Below are 25461 nucleotides of genomic sequence, written 5' to 3'. Positions count from 1 at the left end.
TTCTCATGATTGATGTACAAGGAGGTCGTCATGCTAACAATACCGGGGATGTGTTGGCTATGCCGGATGCCGCTGCGCGTGGCGGGCTGGGGAATTTGTTCGCGCTGCCAGCGGCGGCGACAGGTGGCGGTATGCCCGCAGTGCGGCCTGCCTGCCGCGCTTGAGACGCAGCCGTGCGGCCGCTGCCTGCAAAAACCACCCGTCTGGCAGCGGCTGCTCGCCGCGAGCGACTACGCGCCGCCGGTAAGCGGGCTGGTGCATCAGTTGAAATTCCAGGGACGCACCGCGCTTGCGCCCGCGCTCGCCCGTCTGTTGCTGCTAAAAATTCTGGCAGCGAAACACGCTGACGCGCTTCCTGCGGCGGACCTTATCATTAGCGTGCCGCTGCACCGCTCACGCGCCTGGCGACGAGGTTTTAACCAAAGCGCACTTATCGCTAAGGCGCTGTCACGCTGGCTCGGGATACGCTACGCGCCGGATGCGGTGGTGCGCATTAAAGCCGCCCCACCCCAACGGCAGCTTAACGCCAGGCAGCGGCGCAGCAACCTGAAAAACGCCTTTCGGGTTGAATTACCGGTGGCGGGTCTCCATATCGTTATTGTGGATGATGTCGTCACAACAGGCAGTGCTGTTGCCCAAATCGCGCGCCTGCTTAAGCGCAACGGCGCGGCGACTGTCCAGGTATGGTGCCTGTGTCGAACCTTGTAGAGCCTCGATGATGGGCGTATTATAACCAACTAAAATAGTCAACTATTAGGCCATTGCTATGATCCGTATTTCCGATGCCGCCCAGGCACACTTTGCCAAGCTACTGGCAAGCCAGGAAGAAGGGACGCAGATCCGCGTATTCGTTATCAATCCAGGCACCCCGAATGCTGAATGCGGCGTGTCCTACTGCCCGCCAGACGCCGTGGAAGCTACGGATACCGCACTGAAATTCGACCTGCTCACCGCCTATGTCGACGAGCTGAGCGCGCCGTATCTGGAAGATGCGGAAATCGATTTTGTCACCGACCAGTTGGGCTCGCAGCTGACGCTGAAAGCGCCTAACGCGAAAATGCGTAAAGTGGCGGATGACGCGCCGCTGATGGAGCGCGTGGAGTATATGCTGCAGTCGCAGATCAACCCGCAGCTGGCAGGCCACGGCGGTCGCGTCACGCTGATGGAAATCACCGACGAAGGCTACGCCATTCTGCAGTTTGGCGGCGGCTGCAACGGCTGTTCCATGGTGGACGTGACCCTGAAAGAGGGTATTGAGAAGCAACTGCTGAACGAGTTCCCGGAACTCAAAGGCGTGCGCGATCTCACCGAACACCAGCGCGGCGAGCACTCTTACTACTAAGCGCTATCGCCCGCCATTAAAAAAGCCCGCTTTCAGCGGGCTTTTTTTTCGCGTATCCTCGGAATAAAAAACCCGCACAAGGCGGGTTCTTTTTTGCGTCGATTTCACTGCTCAGGGCTGACCCATCATCGCTGTCGGAAACCGCGCAGAGCGAGCGATTAGATGGCAGTTACGTTCGCAGCTGCCGGGCCTTTCGCGCCGCTTTCAACGGAGAAAGAGACCTTCTGGCCTTCTTCCAGGGTTTTGAAGCCGTTGTTCTGGATAGCGGAGAAGTGAACGAAAACGTCCTTGCTGCCGTTGTCCGGAGTGATGAAGCCGAAACCTTTTTCCGCGTTAAACCATTTTACTAAACCAGTCATTTTGTCAGACATGTTATCACCTTAAAAAATCATTGAGCCTTACGGCGTTGCGTGGCCTGCATAACAGAATTTACTTAGCGCTTATGGAGGAGACTCAAAAAGAAGGGATATCTTGGGATAACACTTGAAATGAGAACTGCTTTACTAAACTGCTTTTCGACGGGTCTGTCTCGCAAACCGAGGAGTGCATTAACGCATGATGGCTCACACAACGCAAGCTTTTTATTGCGTCCGTGAAAAATAGTCGCCCCTGCGCGGTTTACGCGGCGCAGGGGCGAGCGGTTACTTACGTTTTGCAGGCTTACCCGCCGACGCGGCGCGGCGGCGTTTATCCAGATCTTTAATCAACCGGTTCACGGTGTCGTCGGCAAACATCGCCTCCAGCCCCACAGTCAGCTTACGCCGCCAGTTTTTATACTGGTCGCTGGTGCCCGGCACATTGACCGGCTGCGCCATATCCAGCCAGTCTTCCGGCTGCAGACCGAGCAGCGCGCTGTTGCTGTCGGCGATATAGCGCTGGAGCGCGCGGTTCAGCGTGGCGCCCATTTTCATGCGCGTGGCGTGATGCCCTGCGCGTTTCGGCAGGCAGCCATGCTGGTGCAGGCTCTCCAGCAAACCCTGTTTGGCCCGCTCGCGATCGGCGTAAAGCCCTTTTAACACCTCTTCGTCGGGATAAAGCCCGAGCGTTTTCCCAAGCGTTAAATCGCCGCTCTCCCAGTAGCCGCGCAGCGTCGGCAGATCGTGTGTGGTTGCCACCGCCATCGCCTGCGATGTCCAGCGCTTCGGCGCGCGGAAGCGACTGCCGCCTTCGTTTTCAAAGTAGAGCACTTTGTACGAATAGACGCCGCTGTCGCGCAGCTTGCCGACGATTTCCGCCGGAACCGTACCGAGATCTTCGCCGATCACCATGCAGCGGTGGCGCTGGCTTTCAAGCGCGAGGATCGCCAGAAGATCGTCGACCGGATACTGCACATACGCGCCTTTATCCGCCGTTTCGCCATACGGGATCCACCACAGGCGCAGCAGGGACATCACATGGTCGATGCGCAGCGCGCCGCAGTTCGTCATATTGGCGCGCAGCAGCTCGATAAACGGCTCGTAAGCGCGCGCCTGCATCACGTGCGGATCCATCGGCGGCAGGCCCCAGTTCTGACCGAGCGGCCCCAGAATATCCGGCGGCGCGCCAACCGACGCCTTCAGACAGTACAGCTCGCGGTCGCACCAGGTTTCCGCGCCGCCTTCCGCCACGCCGACCGCCAGATCGCGATACAGCCCGATCGGCATCTCGTGCGACTGACTGGTCTCCCAGCAGCGGGCGAACTGTTCATAGGCGAGCCATTGCAGCCAGAGATAAAAATCGACCTCATCAGCGCGGTTTTTACAAAACGCCTGCACTTCCGGGCTGCTGGTGTTCTGATACGCTTTCGGCCAGGCGGGCCAGCCCCAGCGCATCGGATCTTCCTGCGCCTGCCAGGCGTGGATGGCGTCGAACGCCGCCTGCCAGTAGAGGCTTTCGCCCGCGCGCGCCACGAAATCGCGAAACGCCACCACATCGTCATCATCCGGGCCGCGCGTGGAGAAGCGCGCCCAGGCCATTTTCAGCGCGGTGAGCTTCAGCATGGTCACGGTGGAGTAATCGACCCACTGCGACTCCCGGGCCGCTTTCAGCGCCTGCTGCGTGGATTTGAGCTTCCACCACGCCTGCGCCTCATCGCTGCGCCTGAAATCCTCCACCGCGTTTACGTCGATATAAATCACGTTAAGCCAGCGGCGGGACGACGGGCTGTACGGGCTTGCGCTCTCCGGATTTGCCGGATAGAGCGCGTGGATCGGGTTTAAACCGATAAACGCGCCGCCGCGCGACCCGACTTCATTCAGCATCGCTTGCAGATCGCCGAAATCCCCGATGCCCCAGTTATTTTGCGAGCGCAGCGTATAAAGCTGGACGCACGCGCCCCAGAGTTTTTTACCTTCACGCAGCGCCTGCGGCTCATAGCAGCGCTTCGGCGCGACGATAAGCCGGCAGTGCCAGCGGCTATCGTCACGCGTGAGCGTCAGCGTGTGATACCCCTCGTCAAGCTTTGCCGGCAGCGTCAATGCCTCGCCGCCGCGCGCGTTGCCGCTAAACTGCTCGCCGGTTTCGCTGGTCAGCAGCCAGTGATAATCGCCGCGGCCCTGCGGCGTTAACTGCATACGACGGCTTTTCGCCACCACTTTTACCGGCGGCAGCGGCGATTTATCGGCCGCTTTCGGCGCGGCCTCCGGGTTCATCGCTTCCAGCAAACGCCGTTTGGTCTCAGCGCCAATCGCCTGCGGTTTGCCGTGCGCATTGATGTAGTTAGGGCTAATCCCCGCCGCAAGGGCGGAGGAGTCAAGGCGTTTGCTTTCCATGGCGGCTCCTTTAGCGTTTTGCCTGCCAGATACGTTGCTGATAATCCCGGATGGAGCGGTCAGAGCTGAACATGCCGCAGCGCGCGGTGTTGAGGATTGCCGCGCGGGTCCAGGCTTCCTGGTCGCGGTAGAGCACATCCACCTGCTTCTGGGCTTCAACATAGGCCGCGAAGTCCGCCATCACCAGGTACGGGTCGCCGCCCTGTTTCCCGAGGCTGTGCAGCATCTGATCGAAAGCGTGTTTGTCGCCGTCCGCGTAGACGCCTTTTTCCAGCTCTTTGAGCACTTCATCCAGCAGTTTGTCTTTCTTGCGCCATTTCACCGGGTCATACCCTTTGGCTTTCAGCGCTTTTACTTCTTCAACCGTGTGGCCGAAGATAAAGATATTCTCTTCGCCCACCTGCTCGGCAATCTCGACGTTCGCGCCATCCAGCGTGCCGACGGTGAGCGCGCCGTTAAGCGCCAGCTTCATGTTGCCGGTGCCGGACGCTTCTTTACCGGCGGTCGAGATCTGCTCGGAGATATCCGCCGCCGGGATCATCATCTCGGCGACCGAGACGTTGTAATCCGGCAGGAAGACCACTTTCAGCTTATCGCCGACCTGCGGATCGTTATTCACCGCCTGCGCGACTTTGTTGATAGCGTAGATGATATTCTTCGCGAGGTAGTAACCCGGCGCGGCTTTTGCGCCGAACAGGAAGACGCGCGGCACGCGGTTCGCGTTCGGGTTTTCACGAATTTCTTTATACAGCGCCAGGATATGCAGCAGGTTGAGATGCTGGCGTTTGTACTCATGCAGGCGTTTGATCTGCACGTCAAACAGCGCGTTCGGGTTGATTTCAATGCCGGTGCGGGCGTGGATATACGCCGCCAGACGCTGTTTATTTTCCTGCTTGATGGTGCGGTAAGCTTTGCGGAATGCCGCGTCGTCGGCATATTTCTCAAGGCCGGCCAGCACATCGAGATCGTTTACCCACTCTTTTTTCAGCGTTTTGTCGATAAGCGCCGCCAGTGCCGGGTTGCACTGTTTGATCCAGCGGCGCGGCGTAATGCCGTTGGTCACGTTGTGGAATTTGTTCGGCCAGAGCTGGTGATATTCCGGGAACAGATCTTTGACGACCAGATCGGAGTGCAGCGCCGCTACGCCGTTCACCGCAAAGCCGCTCACCACGCAGAGATTCGCCATGCGCACCTGGCCGTTGTGTACCACGGCAAGTTTCGCCCAGACCGACTCGTCGCCAGGCCAGGTTTTGGTTACCAATTTTTTAAAGCGCGTGTTGATCTCTTTGATAATCTGCATATGACGCGGCAGCAGCGTGCGGATCAGGCGCTCGTCCCAGCACTCTAGCGCTTCCGGCATCAGGGTGTGGTTAGTGTAGGCGAAGGTGCGGCTGGTGATCGCCCAGGCGTCGTCCCAGCTCAGCTGATGCTCGTCGATCAGTACGCGCAGCAGTTCCGGGATAGCGATGGTCGGGTGCGTGTCGTTGAGCTGGATGACTTCGTGATCCGGCAGTTCAGCCAGTTTGCGGCCCGCCAGATGATGGCGGCGCAGAATATCAGCCACGGAACAGGCGCACTGGAAATATTGCTGCATCAGGCGCAGCTTTTTACCCGCCTGATGGTTGTCGTTCGGGTAGAGAACTTTGGTCAGTTTTTCCGCGTCGATGCCCTGCTGCTCGGCACGCAGGAAATCGCCATCGTTGAATTTGGTCAGATCGAACGGATGCGCGTGCGTCGCCTGCCACAGACGCAGCGGCTGCGCCACGCTGTTACGGTAGCCCACGACCGGCAGATCCCACGCTTCGCCGGTAATGATGAACCCTGGCACCCAGCGCGCGGCTTTTCCCTCTTTGATGACTTTACCGCCGATGCCGACCTGCACATCCAGCGCCTCGTTATGCGTGAACCACGGGTAGCTGCGGCGGTGCCAGTCATCCGGCGCTTCCATCTGTTTGCCGTCTTCGAAAGACTGGCGGAACAGGCCGTACTGGTAGTTCAGGCCATACCCGGTTGCGGATTGTCCAACGGTCGCCATCGAATCCAAAAAGCAAGCCGCCAGACGGCCCAGACCACCGTTGCCAAGCGCCGGGTCGGTTTCCTGCTCCAGCAGATCGCCCAGATGAATGTTGTGGCTTTCCAGAATGCGACTCACTTCATCGTGCCAGCCGAGATTCAGCAGGTTGTTGCCGGTCAGACGGCCAATCAGAAATTCCATCGAGATGTAGTTGACGTGGCGCTGTTTCGCCTGCGGCTGATGCGCCGGGATCGCCACGAGCATTTCTGAGAGCGCGCCGCTGACCGCCTGCCACCACTGGCGCTGCGTCATTTCTTTGGCACTATGTAAACCAAAACGCTGCCACTGACGGGTCAGCGCAGCCTCAAATTCGGTCGGATTAAAGGTGGGCTGTGACATAGTAAATCGGGGTCCTGTAGCAAAAAATAAGGAGAATTTCCGCTAGTTTGCCCGGCCCTCTTTGCGAATTCCTCATCCTGCGCAGGATTAGCCAGGGAGGAGAAACGGGTAGTAGCAAAAACTGTGATCTATGGCACTAAAACCCCTACAAAAAGCGGTAAAACCTGCGGGAACATCTGCAAAACGTACCGCTTCATTCGACATGTTCCCCTTAAGAGCACGCGAAAGCGGGAGCGCTGTTACAGCGGAAACGAATTCTCACTAAAAATAACGCTTCAGCTCCCTTCTGGCGCCTTTTTACGGTGATTCTGCGCACAAAACCCACTGAAAATATGGCAGGTTTGCAAGGTTTACTGTGCCAGTGGCGAAATAAAATCATCCACGCCTTAACGCAAAGCCAGAGCCAACGGCCTTCGCAGACGAACGGGGGCGAAATATTCACAGAAAAAATGGAAATGTGACAGAGTGCAACTTTAACGTGCCCAAAAAAGGACATAACTTGCATTCGGACGGATTCTGTCCGACCTTAATTTAGTATTAATTACGAAGCTCAAAAAAAATCGTCATCTCTTTGCCTCCTGCACAGTGAAGTGATCCTATGTTGATACCGTCTAAGTTAAGTCGCCCGGTTCGTCTTGAACACACTGTGGTTCGTGAACGTCTGCTGGCTAAATTATCCGGCGCTAGCAACTACCGGCTGGCGCTTATCAACAGCCCCGCCGGCTACGGAAAAACGACGTTAATTTCCCAGTGGGCCGCCGGGAAAACCGAGCTGGGCTGGTATTCGCTTGATGAAGGCGATAACCAACCGGAGCGCTTCGCCAGCTATCTTATCGCCGCCATTCAGCAGGCGACGGGCGGACACTGCGCCAGCAGCGAAGTGATGGCCCAGAAACGTCAGTACGCGAACCTCTCCTCCCTGTTTGCGCAGCTTTTCATCGAGCTGGCTGACTGGCCGCGCCCGCTCTTTCTGGTGATTGATGATTACCATCTCATCACCAATCCGGTTATTCACGAGGCGATGCGCTTCTTCCTGCGCCATCAGCCCGATCATCTGACGCTGGTGGTGCTCTCGCGCAACCTGCCGCAACTGGGTATCGCCAACCTGCGCGTGCGCGAACAGTTGCTCGAAATCGGCAGCCAGCAGCTTGCGTTTACGCACCAGGAAGCGCGCCAGTTTTTCGACTGCCGACTGAGCCAGCCCATCGAACCGGCGCAGAGCAGCCGCCTTTGCGACGATGTCGCAGGCTGGGCTACCGCGCTGCAGCTCATCGCGCTTTCGGCACGTCAGAATACCGGCGCGGTGCATCAGTCGGCGCGCCGACTGGCGGGCATTAACGCCAGCCACCTCTCCGATTACCTGGTCGATGAGGTGCTGAATAACGTCGATAACGACACCCGTCAGTTTTTACTGAAAAGCGCCCTGCTGCGTTCGATGAACGACGCGCTGATCGCGCGCGTGACCGGGGAAGAGAACGGTCAGATGCGGCTGGAAGAGATAGAGCGCCAGGGGCTGTTTTTACAGCGAATGGATGATTCCGGCGAATGGTTCAGCTACCACCCGCTGTTCGGTAACTTTCTGCGTCAGCGCTGCCAGTGGGAGCTGTCAACCGAGCTGCCGGATATCCACCGCGCCGCGGCGGAGAGCTGGATGGCGCAGGGTTTCCCGAGCGAGGCAATTCACCACGCGCTCGCGGCGGGCGACGCCAGTATGCTGCGCGATATTCTCCTTAACCACGCCTGGGGGCTGTTCAACCACAGTGAACTCGCTCTGCTGGAACAGTCTTTAAAAGCCCTTCCCTGGGAAAGCCTGCTGGCGAACCCGCGCCTTGTACTGTTGCAGGCCTGGCTGATGCAAAGCCAGCATCGCTATAGCGAAGTTAACACCCTGCTGGCGCGTGCCGAGCAGGAGATGAAGGGAGAAATGGACGACACGCTGCATGGCGAATTCAACGCTCTGCGCGCCCAGGTGGCGATTAACGACGGCGACCCGGACGAGGCCGAACGGCTGGCGATGGTCGCGCTGGAGACACTGCCGCTGGCGAATTTCTACAGTCGCATTGTGGCGACGTCCGTCCACGGCGAAGTGCTGCACTGCAAAGGCGATTTAACGAAATCGCTGTCGGTGATGCAGCAGACCGAACTGATGGCGCGCCGTCACGATGTGTGGCACTACGCGCTCTGGAGCCTTATCCAGCAGAGCGAAATTCTCTTCGCCCAGGGCTTTTTGCAGGCGGCCTGGGAGACGCAGGAAAAAGCCTTTACGCTTATTCAGGAGCAGCATCTGGAACAGCTGCCGCTGCATGAGTTCCTGCTGCGTATTCGCGCACAGCTCTTGTGGGCCTGGGCGCGGCTTGATGAGGCGGAAGCCTGCGCGCGCACTGGAATGACCGTTCTGGCGAGCTACCAGCCGCAGCAGCAGTTGCAGTGTCTGGCGCTGCTGGTGCAGTGCTCGCTGGCGCGCGGCGACCTCGACAACGCCCGCAGTCACCTCAACCGTCTCGAAAATCTGCTCGGTAACGGCCATTACCACAGCGACTGGGTTTCTAACGCCGACAAAGTGCGGGTGATTTACTGGCAGATGACGGGCGATAAAGCCGCCGCCGCCGCCTGGCTACGCCAGACGCCGAAACCGGCCTTCGCCAATAACCACTTCCTGCAAAGCCAGTGGCGCAATATCGCCCGCGTTCAGATCCTGCTTGGCGATTACGAGCCCGCGGAGATGGTGCTGGAAGAGCTTAACGAAAACGCCCGCAGCCTGCGTCTGATGAGCGATATCAACCGCAACCTGCTATTGCTGAACCAGCTTTACTGGAATGCCGGACGGAAAAGCGACGCCCAGCGCGTGCTGATGGAAGCGTTAACGCTGGCCAACCGCACCGGGTTTATTAGCCATTTCGTGATTGAAGGCGAAGCGATGGCGCAGCAGTTGCGTCAGCTGTTGCAGCTCAATACGCTGCCAGAGATCGAACAGCATCGCGCGCAGCGTATTTTGCGTGACATTAACCAGCATCATCGCCACAAGTTCGCGCATTTTGATGAGAATTTCGTCAATAAGCTGCTGAACCACCCGGAAGTACCGGAGTTGATCCGCACAAGCCCGCTGACCCAGCGCGAATGGCAGGTGCTGGGGCTTATCTACTCCGGATACAGCAACGATCAGATTGCCGGTGAGCTTGATGTGGCGGCGACCACGATCAAAACTCATATCCGCAATTTGTATCAGAAGCTTGGCGTGGCGCACCGTCAGGACGCCGTTCAGCACGCACAGCAGTTGTTGAAGATGATGGGGTATGGGGTTTAAAAGCGGCATTGATAAGGGCGATTGATGCGGATACACGGTGGGTGCGCTGCGCTTACCCACCCTACATAATATTGCGATGAACTGAATCGTAGGGCGGGTAAGCGAAGCGCACCCGCCATTCCACCAACAACCTCACCGCAAACCCCACCTCACCGCAAAGGCATCAACACAACTCTAACTGCACCTTATTGGCGTTAATCACCTGCATCACGCCGGCGGGCGGCATGGTGTCGGTATAAACCGCGTCCACAAGGCTGATACTGCCTAAATTCACCATCGCGTTGCGGCCAAACTTGGAGTGATCCACCACCAGCATCACGTGGCGCGAGTTCTCGATAATCGCGCGCTTGGTGCGCACTTCGTGATAATCAAACTCCAGCAGCGAGCCGTCACTGTCGATACCGCTGATGCCCAGAATGCCGAAATCGAGCCGGAACTGAGAGATAAAATCGAGCGTCGCCTCGCCGATAATCCCGCCGTCGCGGCTGCGCAGCTCACCGCCCGCCAGAATGATACGGAAATCGTCCTTCACCATCAGCGTATTCGCCACGTTCAGGTTATTGGTCACGATACGCAGATTCTCATGATTTAACAGCGCGTGCGCCACCGCTTCCGGCGTGGTGCCGATATCGATAAACAGCGTCGCGCCGTTGGGGATCTGGCTTGCCACTTTATAGGCGATACGCTCTTTTTCCGCCGTCTGGGTTGCCTTGCGGTCATGCCAGGAAGTATTGACCGAGCTTGACGGTAACGCCGCGCCGCCGTGGTGGCGCAGGATCATATTTTGTTCTGCGAGATCGTTGAGGTCGCGACGGATGGTTTGCGGGCTGACGGCAAACTGCTCCACCAGCTCTTCGGTACTCACATAGCCCTGTTTTTTGACCAGTTCAATAATGGCATCGTGACGTTGTGTTTGCTTCACACCCTTCTCCTGACGTGTTGCCGTATTATTTTCGTTTTCGCGCATGCAGGGTATCCGTCATGGCCATCGCCAGACCAATCAGCATCCCCGCCACCAGATCGGCATTCGCCGTCTTGTTGCCAAACAGCCCCAGGCCGCCAATGGCGAGCCACAGCAGCATAAACACCAGAATGCCGCGAGGCAGATAAAGCCCGCTTTCCGGCTCGCGTTCGCCACGCAGCCAGACGTAGCCGACCAGCGCATAGACTACGCCGCCGAGACCGCCGAACCACGGGCCGGCAATCTGATACTGGATAACGCCGCCCACCAGCGCTGTCACCAGCGTTAATGTCAGTAGCTTACCGCTGCCAACGCTACGCTCCAGCGGACCGGCAAGATACCACCACCATAGCAGATTGAAGATCAGGCTCAGCAGGGAAAAGTGCAGCAGCAGCGGGCTGACATAGCGCCAGAGTTGAAATTTGAGAGAGGGATCGAACGGCCATGCAAGCCAGACGGCCACTTGCGGAGAACCAATGACGCTCATCGCGAGATACGCGACGATGCACAGCGCCATCATGCCGAGCGTCAGCGGGCCTGCGTGGGCGCGTACGCTCGCCATAAATGGGTAAGAGCGATACTGTAAACCGGCGTTCAGCTGCCCCGTCTGCCAGCTCGCGGAGAGATAGCGCGGATCGCCCGGGTGCGCGAGAAAATAGCTCAGCTCCGCTTTGACCCTTTCCGCCTGCGCCTCATCGGCAAGCCAGATATCCCAGGTGTCATGCCGCTGGATTTCCAGTATCACGCCCTGGGTGGCCATATAATCAACAAACGCCTGCGCGAGACGCGGGTTGTCAAACGAGTTAATCATCAACATAGCAAGTCGTTCTTTTCAGAAAGGTATCTCCACACGAGGAAAACAGTATACCTGCGAACGACGCGCAGAGGATGCTTAACTCTCGCCGTGCGCCACTTCCGCCGGGAAATGGCGATGCCAGGCGTCGAAACCGCCGTCCACGCTGTAGACCTGGTCATAGCCCTGGTGGAGCAGATACTGCGCGGCACCTTTGCTACTGTTGCCGTGATAGCACATCACCAGCACCGGCACGTCGAAATCGGTCTGCTGCATAAAGGCGGGCAGCGTGGCGTTAGTTAAATGAAACGCGCCGGGCGTGTGGCCCATCGCAAAACTTTGCGGATCGCGAATATCCACCAGCACGGCGCTCCCCTGCTGCAGTTTCTGGTGCGCTTCTTCGACATTAATACATTCAAACTGATCCATGGTGCTCTCTTTCATCTTTAAAGGGGGCGTAAGGCTGGCCAACCGCGCGAGGCGTTATGGCGATAATAACGTAAGTGTAAGGCTTCCTCCGTCTGTAACGCCATAATGTTATTCACATCACACGGAAATGTTTTTTTGTTGTTATCAAAAGCGCGTTTGTTTGCTATTATGAGCGATAACGAACATTTATGAGCTTTAACGAAAGTGCGTGAGGGCAGCAGCATGGAAACCAAAGATCTGATTGTGATAGGTGGGGGCATCAACGGTGCCGGTATCGCGGCAGACGCCGCAGGGCGTGGATTATCTGTGCTGATGCTGGAAGCGCAGGATCTGGCGTGCGCCACTTCTTCCGCCAGCTCTAAATTGATCCACGGCGGGCTGCGCTATCTGGAACATTACGAGTTCCGTCTGGTCAGCGAAGCGCTGGCCGAGCGTGAAGTGCTGCTGAAAATGGCACCACATATCGCCTTCCCGATGCGCTTTCGTCTGCCGCACCGCCCGCATCTGCGTCCGGCGTGGATGATCCGCACCGGTCTGTTTATGTACGACCACCTCGGCAAGCGCACCAGTCTGCCGGGTTCTACTGGTTTGCGTTTTGGTTCGGATTCCGTTCTGAAGCCGGAAATCGTGCGCGGTTTCGAATATTCCGACTGCTGGGTGGATGACGCGCGTCTGGTGCTCGCCAACGCCCAGATGGTCGTTAAAAAAGGCGGAGAAGTGCTGACCCGCACCCGTGCTACCTCCGCGCGCCGCGAAAATGGCATGTGGATTGTGGAAGCGGAAGATATTGATACCGGCGAAACCTACACCTGGCAGGCGCGCGGCTTAGTGAACGCCACCGGCCCGTGGGTGAAAAACTTCTTCGACGACGGTCTGAAACTGAAATCGCCTTACGGCATCCGCCTGATCAAAGGCAGCCATATCGTCGTGCCGCGCGTGCATAACCAGAAACAGGCTTACATCCTGCAAAACGAAGATAAGCGTATCGTGTTTGTTATTCCGTGGATGGATGAGTTCTCGATAATCGGCACGACCGACGTCGAATATAAAGGCGATCCGAAAGAAGTGGCTATCGACGAATCCGAAATCAGCTATCTGCTGAAAGTCTATAACGCGCACTTCAAAAAGCAGCTTGGCCGCGACGATGTCGTCTGGACTTACTCCGGCGTGCGTCCGCTGTGCGATGACGAGTCCGATTCGCCGCAGGCGATCACCCGTGATTACACGCTCGATATTCACGATGAAAACGGCAAAGCGCCGCTGCTGTCGGTCTTCGGCGGCAAACTCACGACGTACCGTAAGCTTGCCGAACACGCGATGGAAAAACTGTCGTCTTATTACAGCAATATCGGGCCAGCGTGGACCCGTAACGCCGTGCTGCCGGGTGGCGCTTTCCAGGGCGAGCGCGACGACTACGCTGCGCAGTTGCGCCGCCGCTATCCGTTTATCAGCGAAACGCTGGCGCGCCACTACGCGCGTACCTACGGCAGCAACAGCGAGCTGATTCTGGGCGATGCCGCAGATATCAACGCGCTCGGCGAACACTTTGGCCACGAGTTCTACGAAGCGGAACTGCGCTATCTGGTCGAGCATGAATGGGTGCGCCGCCTGGATGACGCCATCTGGCGTCGTACCAAACTCGGCATGTGGCTCAACGGTGAAGAACAGTCGCGCGTGGCACAGTGGCTCACTGAAAATGTCGGCAAAAAAGCCAATGTGAAACTGTCGCTGGCCTCGTAATCCCTTCCCCTTTCGCGGCCGTGTCTTCTCCTGCGCGGCCGCGTCTTTTTATCTCCCGAACCCCCGCATTAACGTCTATTTCTGTCGCTACACTTAATAAGATCGTATTACTATGGGTTATTAACCCCCTCTCAGGAGAGCGCCGCTTGCGCAAGGCAACATCCCGTTCGCCGGATGCCGTGATGCTGGCTTTTTTATTGCTGATTTCACTGCTGGTGATGGCGGTCAGCGGCGGCTCGCTGTGGCAATCCTGGCAGCACAGCGTCGAAGAGACGGAGCGTCAGGCGCGTAACCAGTCGATCTCACTGGCGCGACAGGCGGAAGATACCTTTATTCAGGTGCAGTTAACGCTGGATGAGCTGGTGCGCCGCTCCGATGATATTTTTTTGCAGCCCGCTGAATGGAATGGCCCGCGCGGGCTACTCGCCCAGCAGCAGCGCCAGTTGCCGCAACTGCATGGCTTGTTTGTCTACGACACCCGCGGCGACTGGCTCGCCACCTCTGCAAGCGTGGTTCCGGTGCAGGCCAACAACGCCGACCGCGACTATTTCATCTGGCACAGCCAGCACAGCGACACCGGTATACACATCGGTCATGTGATCCGCAGCCGCTCCACGGGCGAGCTGGTGGTGCCGGTTTCGGTACGTCTGAATAATCGCGAAGGACGCTTTCGCGGCGTGTTGCTGGCGACGGTGAAACTGGACTATTTCCGCCAGTTTTACGGCTATTATGAAATGGGGCCGAGCGACACTTTGGGGATCACGTTCACGGACAGCACGGTGCTGTATGTGCGCCCGTTTCCAGACTCCTACATCAACCGCACCCTCTCCTCCAGCCCGCTGTTTACCCGAATGCTGAAAATCGCCCCGACCGGCGGCGGCGCATGGAAATCGGCGATCGACGGCGTGCCGCGCATTTTCGGTTATGCCACGCTTACGCGCTATCCGCTGGTGGTGTCAGCCGGTTATGACGTCGACGAGCTTCGCGCCGCCTGGTGGCGTAACAATATTCCGACGCTGGCGCTTAACACCGTGCTGCTTGGTGTGGTGTTGGTATTCGGCGTGCTGGTCTTGCGCCAGATCCGCGCCAGTCTGCGTTATCAACGCGAGCTTATTGTGCTGCGTGACGATCTGACGCGCTCTAACCATCTTCTTCAGGATCTGGCGCTGCTGGATGGCTTAACCGGGCTGCCTAATCGTCGCCAGTTCGATATCTATCTTGAACAGTGCATGACGCGCGCCCATGCCACAGGCGTGCCGGTCTCGCTGGTGATGTGCGATATCGACTATTTTAAAAGCTACAACGACACGCTGGGTCACGTGGCGGGCGATGAGTGCCTGAAAGCGGTGGGCGATATTCTGCGTCATCTGCCGCTGCACAATACCGACAGAGTGGCGCGCTACGGCGGCGAAGAGTTTGCCATTATTCTTCCGGGCGCGAATGCACATGCCGCTGAACAGGTGGCGATTCGCGCGCTCAGAGCCATTCATGATGCCCGGCTGGCGCATCCGGCGACGCCGATGGTGGAGAAAGTACTGACGATAAGCGCGGGCACCGCCACGATGACAGGTGACGACGCCAACGCCGAGACGCTGAAAAACCAGGCCGACGAGGCGCTTTATCAGGCCAAACGCGCCGGTCGCAACTGCGTGGTGGGTGCCACAGGCGTGAGCCATACGCGGCTGGACGCCCCCTATCACGCGTGACGGGCGCGGCGGCGTCCGTAATAAAATCCGGCAAGTAAGGATGCCTGTGCGGCGGCGGGCAGCCACAGCGGCCACACAAAGAAAACGTCCTTCGCGAGCAGCCAGATGTACGCGCTTGGGAGCCAGCCGACAAAGAATAGCGCGCCATAGGGTGCCTCGGGCAAAAACGCCGCCTTTGTACTGAACACGGCAGCGCACAGCAGATACCAGCCAAGCACCGCCCAGAACACGCGCGCGCTGTCAGGGCGTCGCGTGGCCTGGTGTTTGCCAAGCAGCGCCAGCGACACGCCTTGCAGCATCAGCAGTACGGCGATGCCGATGTTCGCTGAGGCGTATGTGCGCATCACGCCTGAAAGCGCGAAATCCGCCACCGTGCCGTATACCTGAGCCAGTAATGGCGCGCCTGCCAGCGAGACGAGCAGCGCCCCCACCCATGTTGTTTTCTTCGTCATCCTTGCCTTTCGCACCCATAAAAAAACCAGAGCGTCGCCACTCTGGTTATGTTGATAACGCGTCGATCTTACAGGCGTACGGGCGTGATATGCCAGATATTTTCCGCGTACTCCTGAATCGTGCGGTCAGAAGAGAAGTAGCCCATGTTCGCGATGTTATGCATCGCGCGCGTGGTCCACACTTCCGGCTGCAGATAAAGCTCGTCCACCTTCTCCTGGCAATCCACGTAGCTGCGGTAATCTGCCAGCACCTGATAGTGATCGCCAAAGTTAATCAGCGAATCCACCAGATCGCGATAGCGGCCCGGCTCTTCAGGGCTGAACACGCCGGTCGCTATTTGGGTCAGCACCTGGCGCAGCTCGTCGTCCTTCTCGTAGTAATCGCGCGGGTTATAGCCGGCGCGACGCAGCGCTTCCACTTCATCCGCCGTGTTGCCGAAGATGAAAATGTTCTCTTCGCCGACATGCTCCTGCATCTCAACGTTCGCGCCATCGAGCGTGCCGATGGTCAGCGCGCCGTTGAGCGCAAACTTCATATTACTGGTGCCGGACGCCTCGGTACCCGCGAGAGAAATCTGCTCCGAAAGATCGGCTGCCGGAATGATGAGCTGCGCAAGGCTGACGCTGTAGTTCGGGATAAACACCACTTTCAGGCGATCCTTTACTTCAGCATCGTTGTTGATAACCTTCGCCACATCGTTGATCAGGTGAATAATGTGCTTCGCCATGTAATACGCCGAAGCGGCTTTACCGGCGAAAATATTTACGCGCGGCACCCACTCCAGATCCGGATCGGCTTTGATGCGGTTATAGCGCGTAATGACGTGCAACACGTTCATCAGCTGGCGCTTGTACTCGTGAATACGTTTGATCTGCACGTCAAACAGCGCTTTCGGATTCACCACCACGTTGAGGTGCTGCGCGATGTAAATCGCCAGACGCTTTTTATTCTCAAGCTTGGCTTCGCGCACCTGCTGGTTCACCGTCGGGTAGTCGATGTGCTGCTCCAGCTCGCTAAGCTGGCTGAGATCGGTACGCCAGGTGCGTCCGATATTCTCATCCAGCACCTCTGAGAGCGCCGGGTTCGCCAGCGCCAGCCAGCGGCGCGGCGTCACGCCGTTAGTGACGTTCAGGAAGCGCATCGGGAAGATCTTCGCGAAATCAGCGAACAGTGACTGCACCATCAGGTTCGAGTGCAGTTCAGACACGCCATTTACTTTGTGGCTGATAATGACCGCAAGCCAGGCCATACGCACGCGACGCCCGCCCGACTCGTCGATAATCGACACGCGGCTTAAGAGCCCGGTATCGTTCGGGTATTGCTCCTGAATGGTACGCAGGAAGTAATCATTAATTTCAAAAATGATTTGCAGATGGCGCGGCAGGATCTTGCCGAGCATATCCACAGGCCAGGTCTCCAGCGCCTCGCTCATCAGCGTATGGTTGGTGTAGGAGAACACCTGACAGGTCACTTCAAACGCCTCGTCCCAGCTGAACTTATGCTCGTCGATAAGCAGGCGCATCAGCTCCGGAATCGACAATACCGGGTGGGTGTCGTTCAGGTGAATCGCCACTTTCTGCGCCAGGTTGGCGTAGGTTTTATGCAGCATGTAGTGGCGGTTTAAAATGTCCTGCACTGTCGCCGAGACCAGGAAATACTCCTGCCGCAGACGCAGCTCGCGCCCGGAATAGGTGGAGTCATCCGGGTAAAGGACGCGCGACACGTTCTCGGAGTGGTTTTTATCTTCCACCGCCGCAAAGTAGTCGCCCTGGTTGAACTTACCGAGGTTAATCGCGCTACTGGCCTGCGCGCTCCAGAGCCGCAGCGTGTTGGTGGCGTCGGTGTCGTAGCCGGGAACGATCTGGTCAGAGGCGACCGCAATAATTTCTTCAGTTTCCACCCAGCGGGTCTTTTTGCCTTCCTGCTGAATACGGCCGCCGAAGCGCACTTTATAACGCGTATTGTGGCGCTGGAACTCCCACGGGTTGCCATATTCCAGCCAGTAATCCGGCGATTCTTTCTGGCGACCGTCAACGATGTTTTGCTTAAACATGCCGTAGTCGTAGCGAATGCCATAACCGCGGCCCGGCAGGCCGAGCGTCGCCAGCGAATCCAGGAAGCAGGCCGCAAGGCGCCCGAGGCCGCCGTTGCCAAGACCGGGGTCGTTTTCTTCGTCGATGAGTTCTTCCAGGCTCAGGCCCATCCCCTCCAGCGCGTCCCGCACATCTTCATAGATGCCAAGCGACAACAGAGCGTTTGAGAGCGTGCGGCCAATCAGAAACTCCATCGACAGGTAATACACCTGTCGCACTTCTTGCGAGAGTTGGGCGCGAGTGGAGCGCAGCCAGCGCTCCACCATGCGATCGCGCACCGCAAACAGCGTGGCGTTCAGCCACTCATGTTTGTTAGCGATGGCCGGATCTTTACCGATGGTGAACATCAGCTTGTAAGCGATAGAGTGTTTTAACGCCTCCACGCTCAGGGTTGGCGACGCATAGCTAAGGGGTTCATTCATCGACGTGTTCCTTTACAACAAGCGTTGATAGAGTTCGCGGTAGGATTTCGCCGCGACCTGCCAGCTAAAGTCCATCCCCATCGCCTGACGCTGCACAAAACGCCAGAGGGACGGACGGGACCACAATACGAAAGCGCGCCGGATAGCCCGCAGCAGCGACCAGGCGTTGCTGTCTTCAAAGACAAAACCGCTGGCGATGCCGTCCGCCAGGTTCTCCAGCGAGCTGTCGGAAACGGTATCCGCAAGCCCACCGGTGCGGCGCACCAGCGGCAGCGTGCCATATTTCAGCCCGTAGAGCTGCGTTAACCCACACGGCTCAAAGCGGCTCGGCACTAAAATCACATCCGCGCCGCCCATAATGCGGTGCGAGAACGCCTCGTGATAGCCAATCTGCACGCCGACCTGGCCTGGGTGTTCCGCCGCGGCGGCGAGGAACCCTTCCTGAAGCACCGGATCGCCTGCGCCCAGCAGCGCCAGTTGACCGCCCTGCTCCAGCAGGCCCGGCAGCGCCTCCAGCACCAGATCCAGCCCTTTCTGGCTGGTGAGGCGGCTGACCACCGCGAACAGCGGCACTTTGTCATTCACCTTCAGGCCCATCGCAATCTGCAACTGCCGCTTGTTCTCCGCTTTCTCTTCCAGCGTATCGCGGGTATAGCGCGAGGCCAGCAGCAGATCGTGCGCCGGGTTCCAGATGTTCTCATCGACGCCGTTCAGAATCCCCGACAGCCGCCCTTCGCTGTGGCGCTGTTTCAGCAGCCCTTCCAGACCATAGGCAAACTGCGGCTCGGTGATTTCGCGCGCGTAGGTCGGGCTGACCGCCGTAATATGATCGGCATAGTAGAGGCCCGCCTTGAGGAACGAAATCTCGCCGTTGAACTCCAGCCCATTCATATTAAACATCGACCATGGCAATCCGATTTCATCCATGTGATGCGCATAAAACATGCCTTTGTAAGCGAGGTTATGCACGGTAAACACGGATTTCGCCGGACGCCCGCGCGCCGCCAGATACGCAGGCGTCAGGCCCGCATGCCAGTCATGCGCGTGAACAATGTCAGGCCGCCAGAACGGGTCCAGCCCGGCCGCCATTTCGCTGCCTACCCAGCCCAGCAGGGCGAAGCGGATAACGTTGTCGGCGTAGGCGTAAAGGTTAGTGTCGTGATAAGGGCTGCCCGGACGGTCATAGAGATGCGGCGCGTCGATAAGATAGATACCAACGCCGTTGAAGTGTCCGTATAACAAAGAGATACGCCCGGCGAAGGTGTCGCGGCGCGTGATCACTTTGGCATCCGCGACTCCGCGACGGAGATCGGGGAAGCCTGGCAGTAGCACGCGCGTATCCACCCCATCGGCAATCTGCGCAGCAGGCAACGCGCCAAGGACATCCGCCAGACCACCCGTTTTCAGTAGCGGAAAAAGTTCAGAACATACATGTAAGACCTGCATTATCTCTCCCGTTGAAAGTCACAGCGCAACAGGCGCGCCGAACGCGAAACCATCGCGCGCGGAAATTCTCGTCCGTGCGCACGTAATCCTTGTGCGACTCAGGCTGACAAACGCGCCAGCATGTCGCGGGTCACCAAAACAATTCCCTCTTCGGAGCGGTAGAAACGGCGAGCATCCTCTTCGGCGTTTTCGCCAATCACCATTCCTTCAGGGATAACACAGGCCCGGTCGATGATGCAGCGACGCAGGCGGCAGGAGCGGCCAACCCAGACATCAGGCAGCAGCACCGCAGAATCAATATTGCAAAACGAGTTCACGCGCACGCGCGGAAACAGCACCGACTGCACCACCACCGATCCGGAAATAATGCAGCCGCCGGAGACCAGCGAGTTCAGCGTCATGCCATGACTGCCGGAGCGGTCCTGCACGAACTTGGCAGGTGGCAACGACTCCATGTGCGTACGAATCGGCCAGTCCTGGTCATACATATCCAGCTCCGGCGTCACCGAGGCGAGATCGAGATTCGCCTTCCAGTACGCCTCAAGCGTCCCCACGTCGCGCCAGTACGGCTCGGCGTTCGGGTCGGACTGCACGCATGAAAGCGGGAACGGATGCGCGTACGCCTCGCCGCTGTACGTTACTTTCGGGATAATGTCTTTCCCGAAGTCGTGGCTGGAGGACTCGTTTTTGTCATCCTCTTCCAGCAACTCATAAAGATAGTCGGCATCAAAAATATAGATGCCCATGCTGGCGAGCGCTTTAGTCTCATCGCCTGGCATTGAGGGCGGGTTGGCCGGTTTTTCCACGAAGTCGATGACTTTGCTGTTTTCATCCACAGCCATTACCCCAAATGCACGAGCTTCAGCCACCGGCACCGGCAGGCAGGCCACGGTACAGCGCGCGCCTTTTTCGACATGGTCGATAAGCATGCGCGAGTAGTCCTGCTTGTAGATATGATCGCCCGCGAGGATGACCACATACTCCGCTTTGTAGCGACGAATGATGTCGAGGTTCTGGGTCACGGCGTCTGCGGTGCCGCGATACCAGGTTTCGCCGTGTACGCGCTGTTGCGCGGGCAGAAGGTCGACAAACTCATTCATCTCTTCGCTGAAGAACGACCAGCCGCGCTGGATGTGCTGCACCAGCGTGTGCGACTGATACTGCGTGATAACCCCGATGCGACGAATGCCCGAGTTAATGCAGTTCGACAGCGCGAAGTCGATAATGCGGAACTTGCCGCCGAAATGGACGGCGGGCTTGGCGCGGGTCGCGGTCAAGTCTTTCAACCGCGTGCCGCGGCCCCCAGCCAGAATCAGCGCCACGGATTTCAACGGCAACTGCCTTGCCAGCATCAACGGATCTTTCTTTTCAAGCCTGACCATGACGAACTCCTGTTTATGACTTCCGGAAGACGCACACACCGTGCGCAGGCCCATGCCATACAGCCATGACAACCGGATTATCCTCTCCGGCAAATGGAGGAACGGCGCGCCATTCCCCTTCAGGTAATACGATCTCGCTTACTTCATCGCGGCCGTTAAGGGTAACAAGCCAGCGATCGGACAAGAGGATTTGCAGCTGGCGTGCGCCGCTGTGCCACTCCTCGGGTCGCATCGGCGCGCCTGCGGCGTTCAGCCAGCGGACGTTGCCGTCGTTCTCTTCCCACCACCGTGAAGCGGTGAGCGCCGGGATCTGCCTGCGCAGGCGAATCAGCGCCGCGGTATACGCGATAAGCCCTTCGTCCGCCTGCGACCAGTCAAACCAGGTCAGTTCGTTATCCTGGCAATACGCGTTGTTATTGCCATGCTGGCTGTGACCCTGTTCATCACCCGCCAGCAACATCGGCGTGCCCTGCGACAGCAGCAGCGACGCCAGCAGCGCATGCGTACTCGCACGCCGCGCGTCCTGAACGCTCTGCCCGCCGCCCAGGCCCTCATAACCGTGATTATTGCTGTGGTTTTCCCACGCGCCGTCGCGGTTATCTTCGCCGTTCGCTTCGTTATGCTTGCCGTTAAACGACACGCAGTCGCGCAGCGTAAAACCGTCATGCGCCGTCACCAGATTGACGCTCGCCCAGGGTTCGCGGTCATTTTTGCGGTAAACATCCGCAGACGCGGCGACGCGCGTGGCAACTTCGCCCACTTCCAGTTCGCTTCGCAGCCAGAAGCGGCGCATATCGTCGCGAAAGCGGTCGTTCCACTCGGCGAACAGCGGCGGATAGTTGCCCACCTGATAGCCGCCGGGGCCGATATCCCACGGCTCAACGATAAGCTTCACCGCGGACAGCGTTGGGTCGCGGCGCATCGCCTCAAAAAGCGGCGCGTCCTGGCGAAATTCCGGCGTGCGGCCCATGACTGTCGCCAGATCGAACCGGAAACCGTCAACGTGGCACTGTTCCACCCAGAACTTCAGGCAGCCAAGGGCATAATCCACCACCGCCGGATGGCTCAGGTTCAGCGTGTTACCGCAGCCGGTCCAGTTGTGATAATCGCCGTGGTCCTGTAACCAATAATAGCTACGGTTATCAATTCCGCGCAGGGAGAAGGTCGGTCCTTCGAGATCCAGTTCGGCGCTGTGGTTAAGCACGACATCGAGAATGACCTCGATGCCCGCTTTATGCAGCGCTTTGACGGCGTCGCGAAACTCATTGAGCGCCGCCTGCGGCGCGGACTGCGAAGCGTAACGCGTCTCGACGGCCCATAGCGCCAGCGGGTTGTAGCCCCAGTAGTTAGCGAGGCCGAGACGTTGCAGACGCGGCTCGCTACAGAATTTCGCAACAGGTTGTAACTCCAGCGCCGTAATGCCGAGCCGCTGAAAATAAGCGATCATTACCGGGTGGCCGAGCGCCGCGTAGGTGCCGCGCAGTTCAGGCGGGATGTCCGGATGCAGGCGCGTTAAGCCGCGCACGTGCGCCTCGTAAATCACCGTCTCGCCCCAGGCGGTGCCAGGCGGCGCGTCATCTTCCCAGTCGTAGCGGTCGTCCATCACGACTGACTTCGGCATCGCGTCGCGGTTGTCGCGCGGGTCCGGCGTGTCGATGCCGCCGTACAGGCGCGGATCGTCGATAACATCGCCCTCCACGCCGCGAGCGCATGGATCGAGCAGCAGTTTCGCCGGGTTAAAGCGGTGACCCTGCGCCGGGTTCCACGGGCCATGCACGCGGTAGCCATAGCGCAGGCCAGGCCGCGCGCCCGGCAGATAACCGTGCCAGACGTCGCCGCTACGGGCGGGCAGCGCGTAACGCGTTTCGTTGCCGCTTTCATCAAACAGGCACAGCTCCACCTTTTCCGCATGCGCGGAAAACAGCGTGAAATTCACGCCCGCGCCGTCAAACCAGGCGCCAGGCGGAGCGGAATGGCCTGCGTTAAGCTGCATCATCTGCCTCTCTGACCAGCCAGATAGTGGCAAGCGGCGGCAGCGTCAGGGAGAGCGAGTTGTCGCGCCCGTGGCTGGCAATCGCCTCGCTGCGCACCTTGCCGCCGTTCCCGGCGTTGCTGCCATGATAGTGCTGCGAATCCGTATTCAGGATTTCGCGCCATTCGCCCGGCTGGTTAATGCCAAAGCGGTAGTTATGGCGCACCACCGGCGTGAAATTGCTGGCGACGATGATTTCATTGCCCTGCGAATCGCGGCGCACGAAGATAAATACCGAGTTCTGGTTATCCTCTACCACTAACCATTCGAAGCCATAAGGATCGAAATCAAGTTCATGCAGCGCTTTATGGTGGCGATACGTGAAATTGAGATCCCGCACCAGTCTTTGCACGCCGTGGTGCCAGTTGTCGTCGCCTTCCAGCAGATGCCAGTCGAGGCTGGCGTCGTGGTTCCACTCGCGCCCCTGTGCAAACTCGTTGCCCATGAACAGCAGTTTTTTACCCGGGAAGCCCCACATCCACGCGTAGTAGGCGCGCAGGTTGGCGAATTTCTGCCAGGCGTCGCCAGGCATACGGTCGAGAATCGATTTTTTGCCATGCACCACTTCGTCATGCGACAGCGGCAGAACGAAGTTTTCGGTGTAGTTGTAAATCATCCCGAAGGTCATTTTGTGGTGATGGTACTGGCGGTAGACCGGGTCGAGCTTCATATAGTCGAGCGTGTCGTGCATCCAGCCCAGGTTCCACTTGTACCAGAAGCCAAGCCCGCCCGATTCCGGCGGCCGTGAGACGCCAGGGAAATCGGTAGACTCTTCCGCCATCGTCACCGCGCCGTTGACCTGCTCGCCGATAATACGGTTGGTATTGCGCAGAAACTCCATCGCCTCCAGATTTTCGCGCCCGCCGTACTGGTTCGGGATCCACTCGCCTTCTTTACGGCTGTAGTCGCGGTAAATCATTGAGGCGACGGCGTCCACGCGCAGCGCGTCGATGCCAAAACGCTCCGTCCAGTAGAGCGCGTTGCCCACCAGGAAGTTGCTCACTTCGCGGCGGCCGTAATTGTAGATAAGCGTGTTCCAGTCCTGGTGATAGCCTTCGCGCGGGTCGCTGTGCTCATAGAGCGCCGTGCCGTCAAAATTCGCCAGCGCAAAATCATCGGACGGGAAGTGGCCTGGCACCCAGTCGAGAATAACGTTCAGGCCCGCGGCGTGCGCGGCGTTGATGAAATAGCGAAACTCCTCGCGCGTGCCGAAACGACGCGTCGGCGCGTACAGCCCGGTCGGCTGATAGCCCCAGCTGCCGTCGAACGGGTGTTCTTTAACCGGCAGCAGTTCGATATGTGTAAAACCCATCCACTTTACATACGGGATCAGCTGGTCAGCCAGCTCGCGGTAGCTCAGCCAGAAGTTGTTATCCGTATGGCGACGCCATGAACCGAGATGCACTTCGTAAATCGAGATGGGCGCATCGAAACGGTTAGCGTCCTGACGCGCCGTGTTCGGCTCGACTTTTTCCGGCAGCCCGCAGATAAGCGACGCGGTATCCGGGCGCATCTGCGCCTCGAACGCGTACGGGTCGGATTTCATGCGCAGGTGGCCGTTCGCGTCGATCATTTCATATTTGTAGAGCTGGCCGTTGTGCGCGCCGGGGATAAAGAGTTCCCAGATGCCGCTCTCTTTACGCAGACGCATCGGGTGGCGGCGGCCGTCCCAGTAGTTGAACTGCCCGACCACGGAGACGCGCTGCGCGTTCGGCGCCCAGACGGAAAAGCGCGTGCCGGTGACGCCGTCCATCGTATCCGGGTGCGCGCCGAGCGTTTCATAAGGCCGCAAGTGGGTGCCCTCGGAAAGCAGCCAGACATCCAGCTCCTGAAGCAGCGGCCCGAAGCGATAAGGGTCATCAATCAGATTTTGCTGTCCGTGCCAGACCACGGCCAGTTGATAGCGAAAAGGATTTTTACGACGCGGCATCACGCCGCTGAAAAAACCGCGAGAATCCAGACACTCAAGCTTACCCACTTTACGCCCGGTCTTGGGTTCGATGACCCAGACTTCAGTGGCGTCGGGAAGCAGCGCACGGACTTCGATCCCGGCGTCGGTGGTGTGCATGCCCAGAACGGAGAAAGGATCCGAAAAATGGCCCGCAATCAGCGCATTAATCACGTCTCTTGAGACACGATCAGACATGGTTATCATCCTGTTTATTTGGTGTCGCCCCATTCCAGCCTTACGCCTT

Annotated in this window: 17 protein-coding genes; 5 read left to right on the top strand and 12 right to left on the bottom strand. The window is 58.5% G+C overall.

The window, feature by feature from the left end; all coding sequences use genetic code 11:
• Positions 1-30 precede the first annotated feature (30 nt).
• Positions 31-708, top strand: coding sequence for a DNA utilization protein GntX (gene gntX / locus AFK66_RS00645; RefSeq protein WP_007778816.1), 678 nt, complete (start codon positions 31-33; stop codon positions 706-708).
• A 58-nt stretch (positions 709-766) separates the two neighbouring features.
• Entirely contained in the window at positions 767-1342 is a 576-nt protein-coding gene (gene nfuA / locus AFK66_RS00640) for a Fe-S biogenesis protein NfuA (RefSeq protein WP_004386390.1), read from the top strand.
• A gap of 158 nt (positions 1343-1500) precedes the next feature.
• On the opposite strand, the gene cspE is transcribed toward nfuA, so the two are convergent.
• The 3 genes from cspE to malP form a co-directional block, all read right to left on the bottom strand.
• On the bottom strand, positions 1501-1713 hold the full coding sequence (gene cspE, locus AFK66_RS00635; protein ID WP_004386389.1) for a transcription antiterminator/RNA stability regulator CspE: 213 nt from the start codon (positions 1711-1713) through the stop codon (positions 1501-1503).
• 270 nt (positions 1714-1983) lie between these two features.
• Positions 1984-4092 (bottom strand): 4-alpha-glucanotransferase, encoded by a 2109-nt coding sequence (gene malQ / locus AFK66_RS00630; RefSeq protein ID WP_007778820.1) that lies wholly within the window; start codon positions 4090-4092, stop codon positions 1984-1986.
• Positions 4093-4102: 10 nt separating this feature from the next.
• On the bottom strand, positions 4103-6505 hold the full coding sequence (gene malP / locus AFK66_RS00625) for a maltodextrin phosphorylase (protein ID WP_007778823.1): 2403 nt from the start codon (positions 6503-6505) through the stop codon (positions 4103-4105).
• Between the two features lie 598 nt (positions 6506-7103).
• Here malP and malT point away from each other — a divergent pair.
• On the top strand, positions 7104-9809 hold the full coding sequence (malT, locus tag AFK66_RS00620; RefSeq protein ID WP_032983113.1) for an HTH-type transcriptional regulator MalT: 2706 nt from the start codon (positions 7104-7106) through the stop codon (positions 9807-9809).
• Positions 9810-9972: 163 nt separating this feature from the next.
• Here the strand turns inward: malT and AFK66_RS00615 are convergent, their stop codons facing one another.
• The 3 genes from AFK66_RS00615 to glpE all read right to left on the bottom strand — a co-directional run bounded on the left by AFK66_RS00615 (position 9973) and on the right by glpE (position 11992).
• Entirely contained in the window at positions 9973-10731 is a 759-nt protein-coding gene (locus AFK66_RS00615) for a DeoR/GlpR family transcriptional regulator (RefSeq protein WP_007702726.1), read from the bottom strand.
• A gap of 25 nt (positions 10732-10756) precedes the next feature.
• Complete coding sequence (glpG, locus tag AFK66_RS00610) at positions 10757-11587, bottom strand: rhomboid family intramembrane serine protease GlpG (protein WP_007778833.1); 831 nt, start codon at positions 11585-11587, stop codon at positions 10757-10759.
• A gap of 75 nt (positions 11588-11662) precedes the next feature.
• Positions 11663-11992 (bottom strand): thiosulfate sulfurtransferase GlpE, encoded by a 330-nt coding sequence (gene glpE / locus AFK66_RS00605; RefSeq protein ID WP_032968455.1) that lies wholly within the window; start codon positions 11990-11992, stop codon positions 11663-11665.
• A 222-nt stretch (positions 11993-12214) separates the two neighbouring features.
• Here glpE and glpD point away from each other — a divergent pair, with 222 nt between their 5' ends.
• A complete protein-coding gene (gene glpD / locus AFK66_RS00600) occupies positions 12215-13732 on the top strand; it encodes a glycerol-3-phosphate dehydrogenase (protein WP_007778839.1) in 1518 nt (505 codons plus the stop codon).
• 146 nt (positions 13733-13878) lie between these two features.
• The gene (locus tag AFK66_RS00595; protein WP_007778841.1) at positions 13879-15438 is read left to right on the top strand and encodes a sensor domain-containing diguanylate cyclase; all 1560 of its coding nucleotides are present in this window, start codon (positions 13879-13881) and stop codon (positions 15436-15438) included.
• Here AFK66_RS00595 and AFK66_RS00590 read toward each other — a convergent pair.
• The 6 genes from AFK66_RS00590 to glgB all read right to left on the bottom strand — a co-directional run bounded on the left by AFK66_RS00590 (position 15429) and on the right by glgB (position 25412).
• On the bottom strand, positions 15429-15890 hold the full coding sequence (locus tag AFK66_RS00590; protein WP_007778843.1) for a hypothetical protein: 462 nt from the start codon (positions 15888-15890) through the stop codon (positions 15429-15431). The genes AFK66_RS00595 and AFK66_RS00590 overlap by 10 nt on opposite strands.
• A 68-nt stretch (positions 15891-15958) precedes the next feature.
• On the bottom strand, positions 15959-18406 hold the full coding sequence (gene glgP / locus AFK66_RS00585; protein ID WP_007778846.1) for a glycogen phosphorylase: 2448 nt from the start codon (positions 18404-18406) through the stop codon (positions 15959-15961).
• Between the two features lie 12 nt (positions 18407-18418).
• Positions 18419-19852, bottom strand: a complete 1434-nt coding sequence (glgA, locus tag AFK66_RS00580) for a glycogen synthase GlgA (RefSeq protein ID WP_007778849.1) — start codon at positions 19850-19852, stop codon at positions 18419-18421.
• A gap of 98 nt (positions 19853-19950) precedes the next feature.
• Positions 19951-21234, bottom strand: coding sequence for a glucose-1-phosphate adenylyltransferase (gene glgC, locus AFK66_RS00575; RefSeq protein ID WP_007778851.1), 1284 nt, complete (start codon positions 21232-21234; stop codon positions 19951-19953).
• Between the two features lie 13 nt (positions 21235-21247).
• On the bottom strand, positions 21248-23230 hold the full coding sequence (glgX, locus tag AFK66_RS00570; protein WP_032983111.1) for a glycogen debranching protein GlgX: 1983 nt from the start codon (positions 23228-23230) through the stop codon (positions 21248-21250).
• Positions 23217-25412, bottom strand: coding sequence for a 1,4-alpha-glucan branching enzyme (gene glgB, locus AFK66_RS00565; protein ID WP_007778855.1), 2196 nt, complete (start codon positions 25410-25412; stop codon positions 23217-23219). Before glgB ends, glgX begins: the two co-directional genes overlap by 14 nt.
• Between the last annotated feature and the right edge of the window lie 49 nt (positions 25413-25461).

It is taken from the genome of Cronobacter malonaticus LMG 23826 (assembly GCF_001277215.2).
Lineage (GTDB): Bacteria > Pseudomonadota > Gammaproteobacteria > Enterobacterales > Enterobacteriaceae > Cronobacter > Cronobacter malonaticus.
This window is presented reverse-complemented; position numbering and strand designations above follow the sequence as displayed.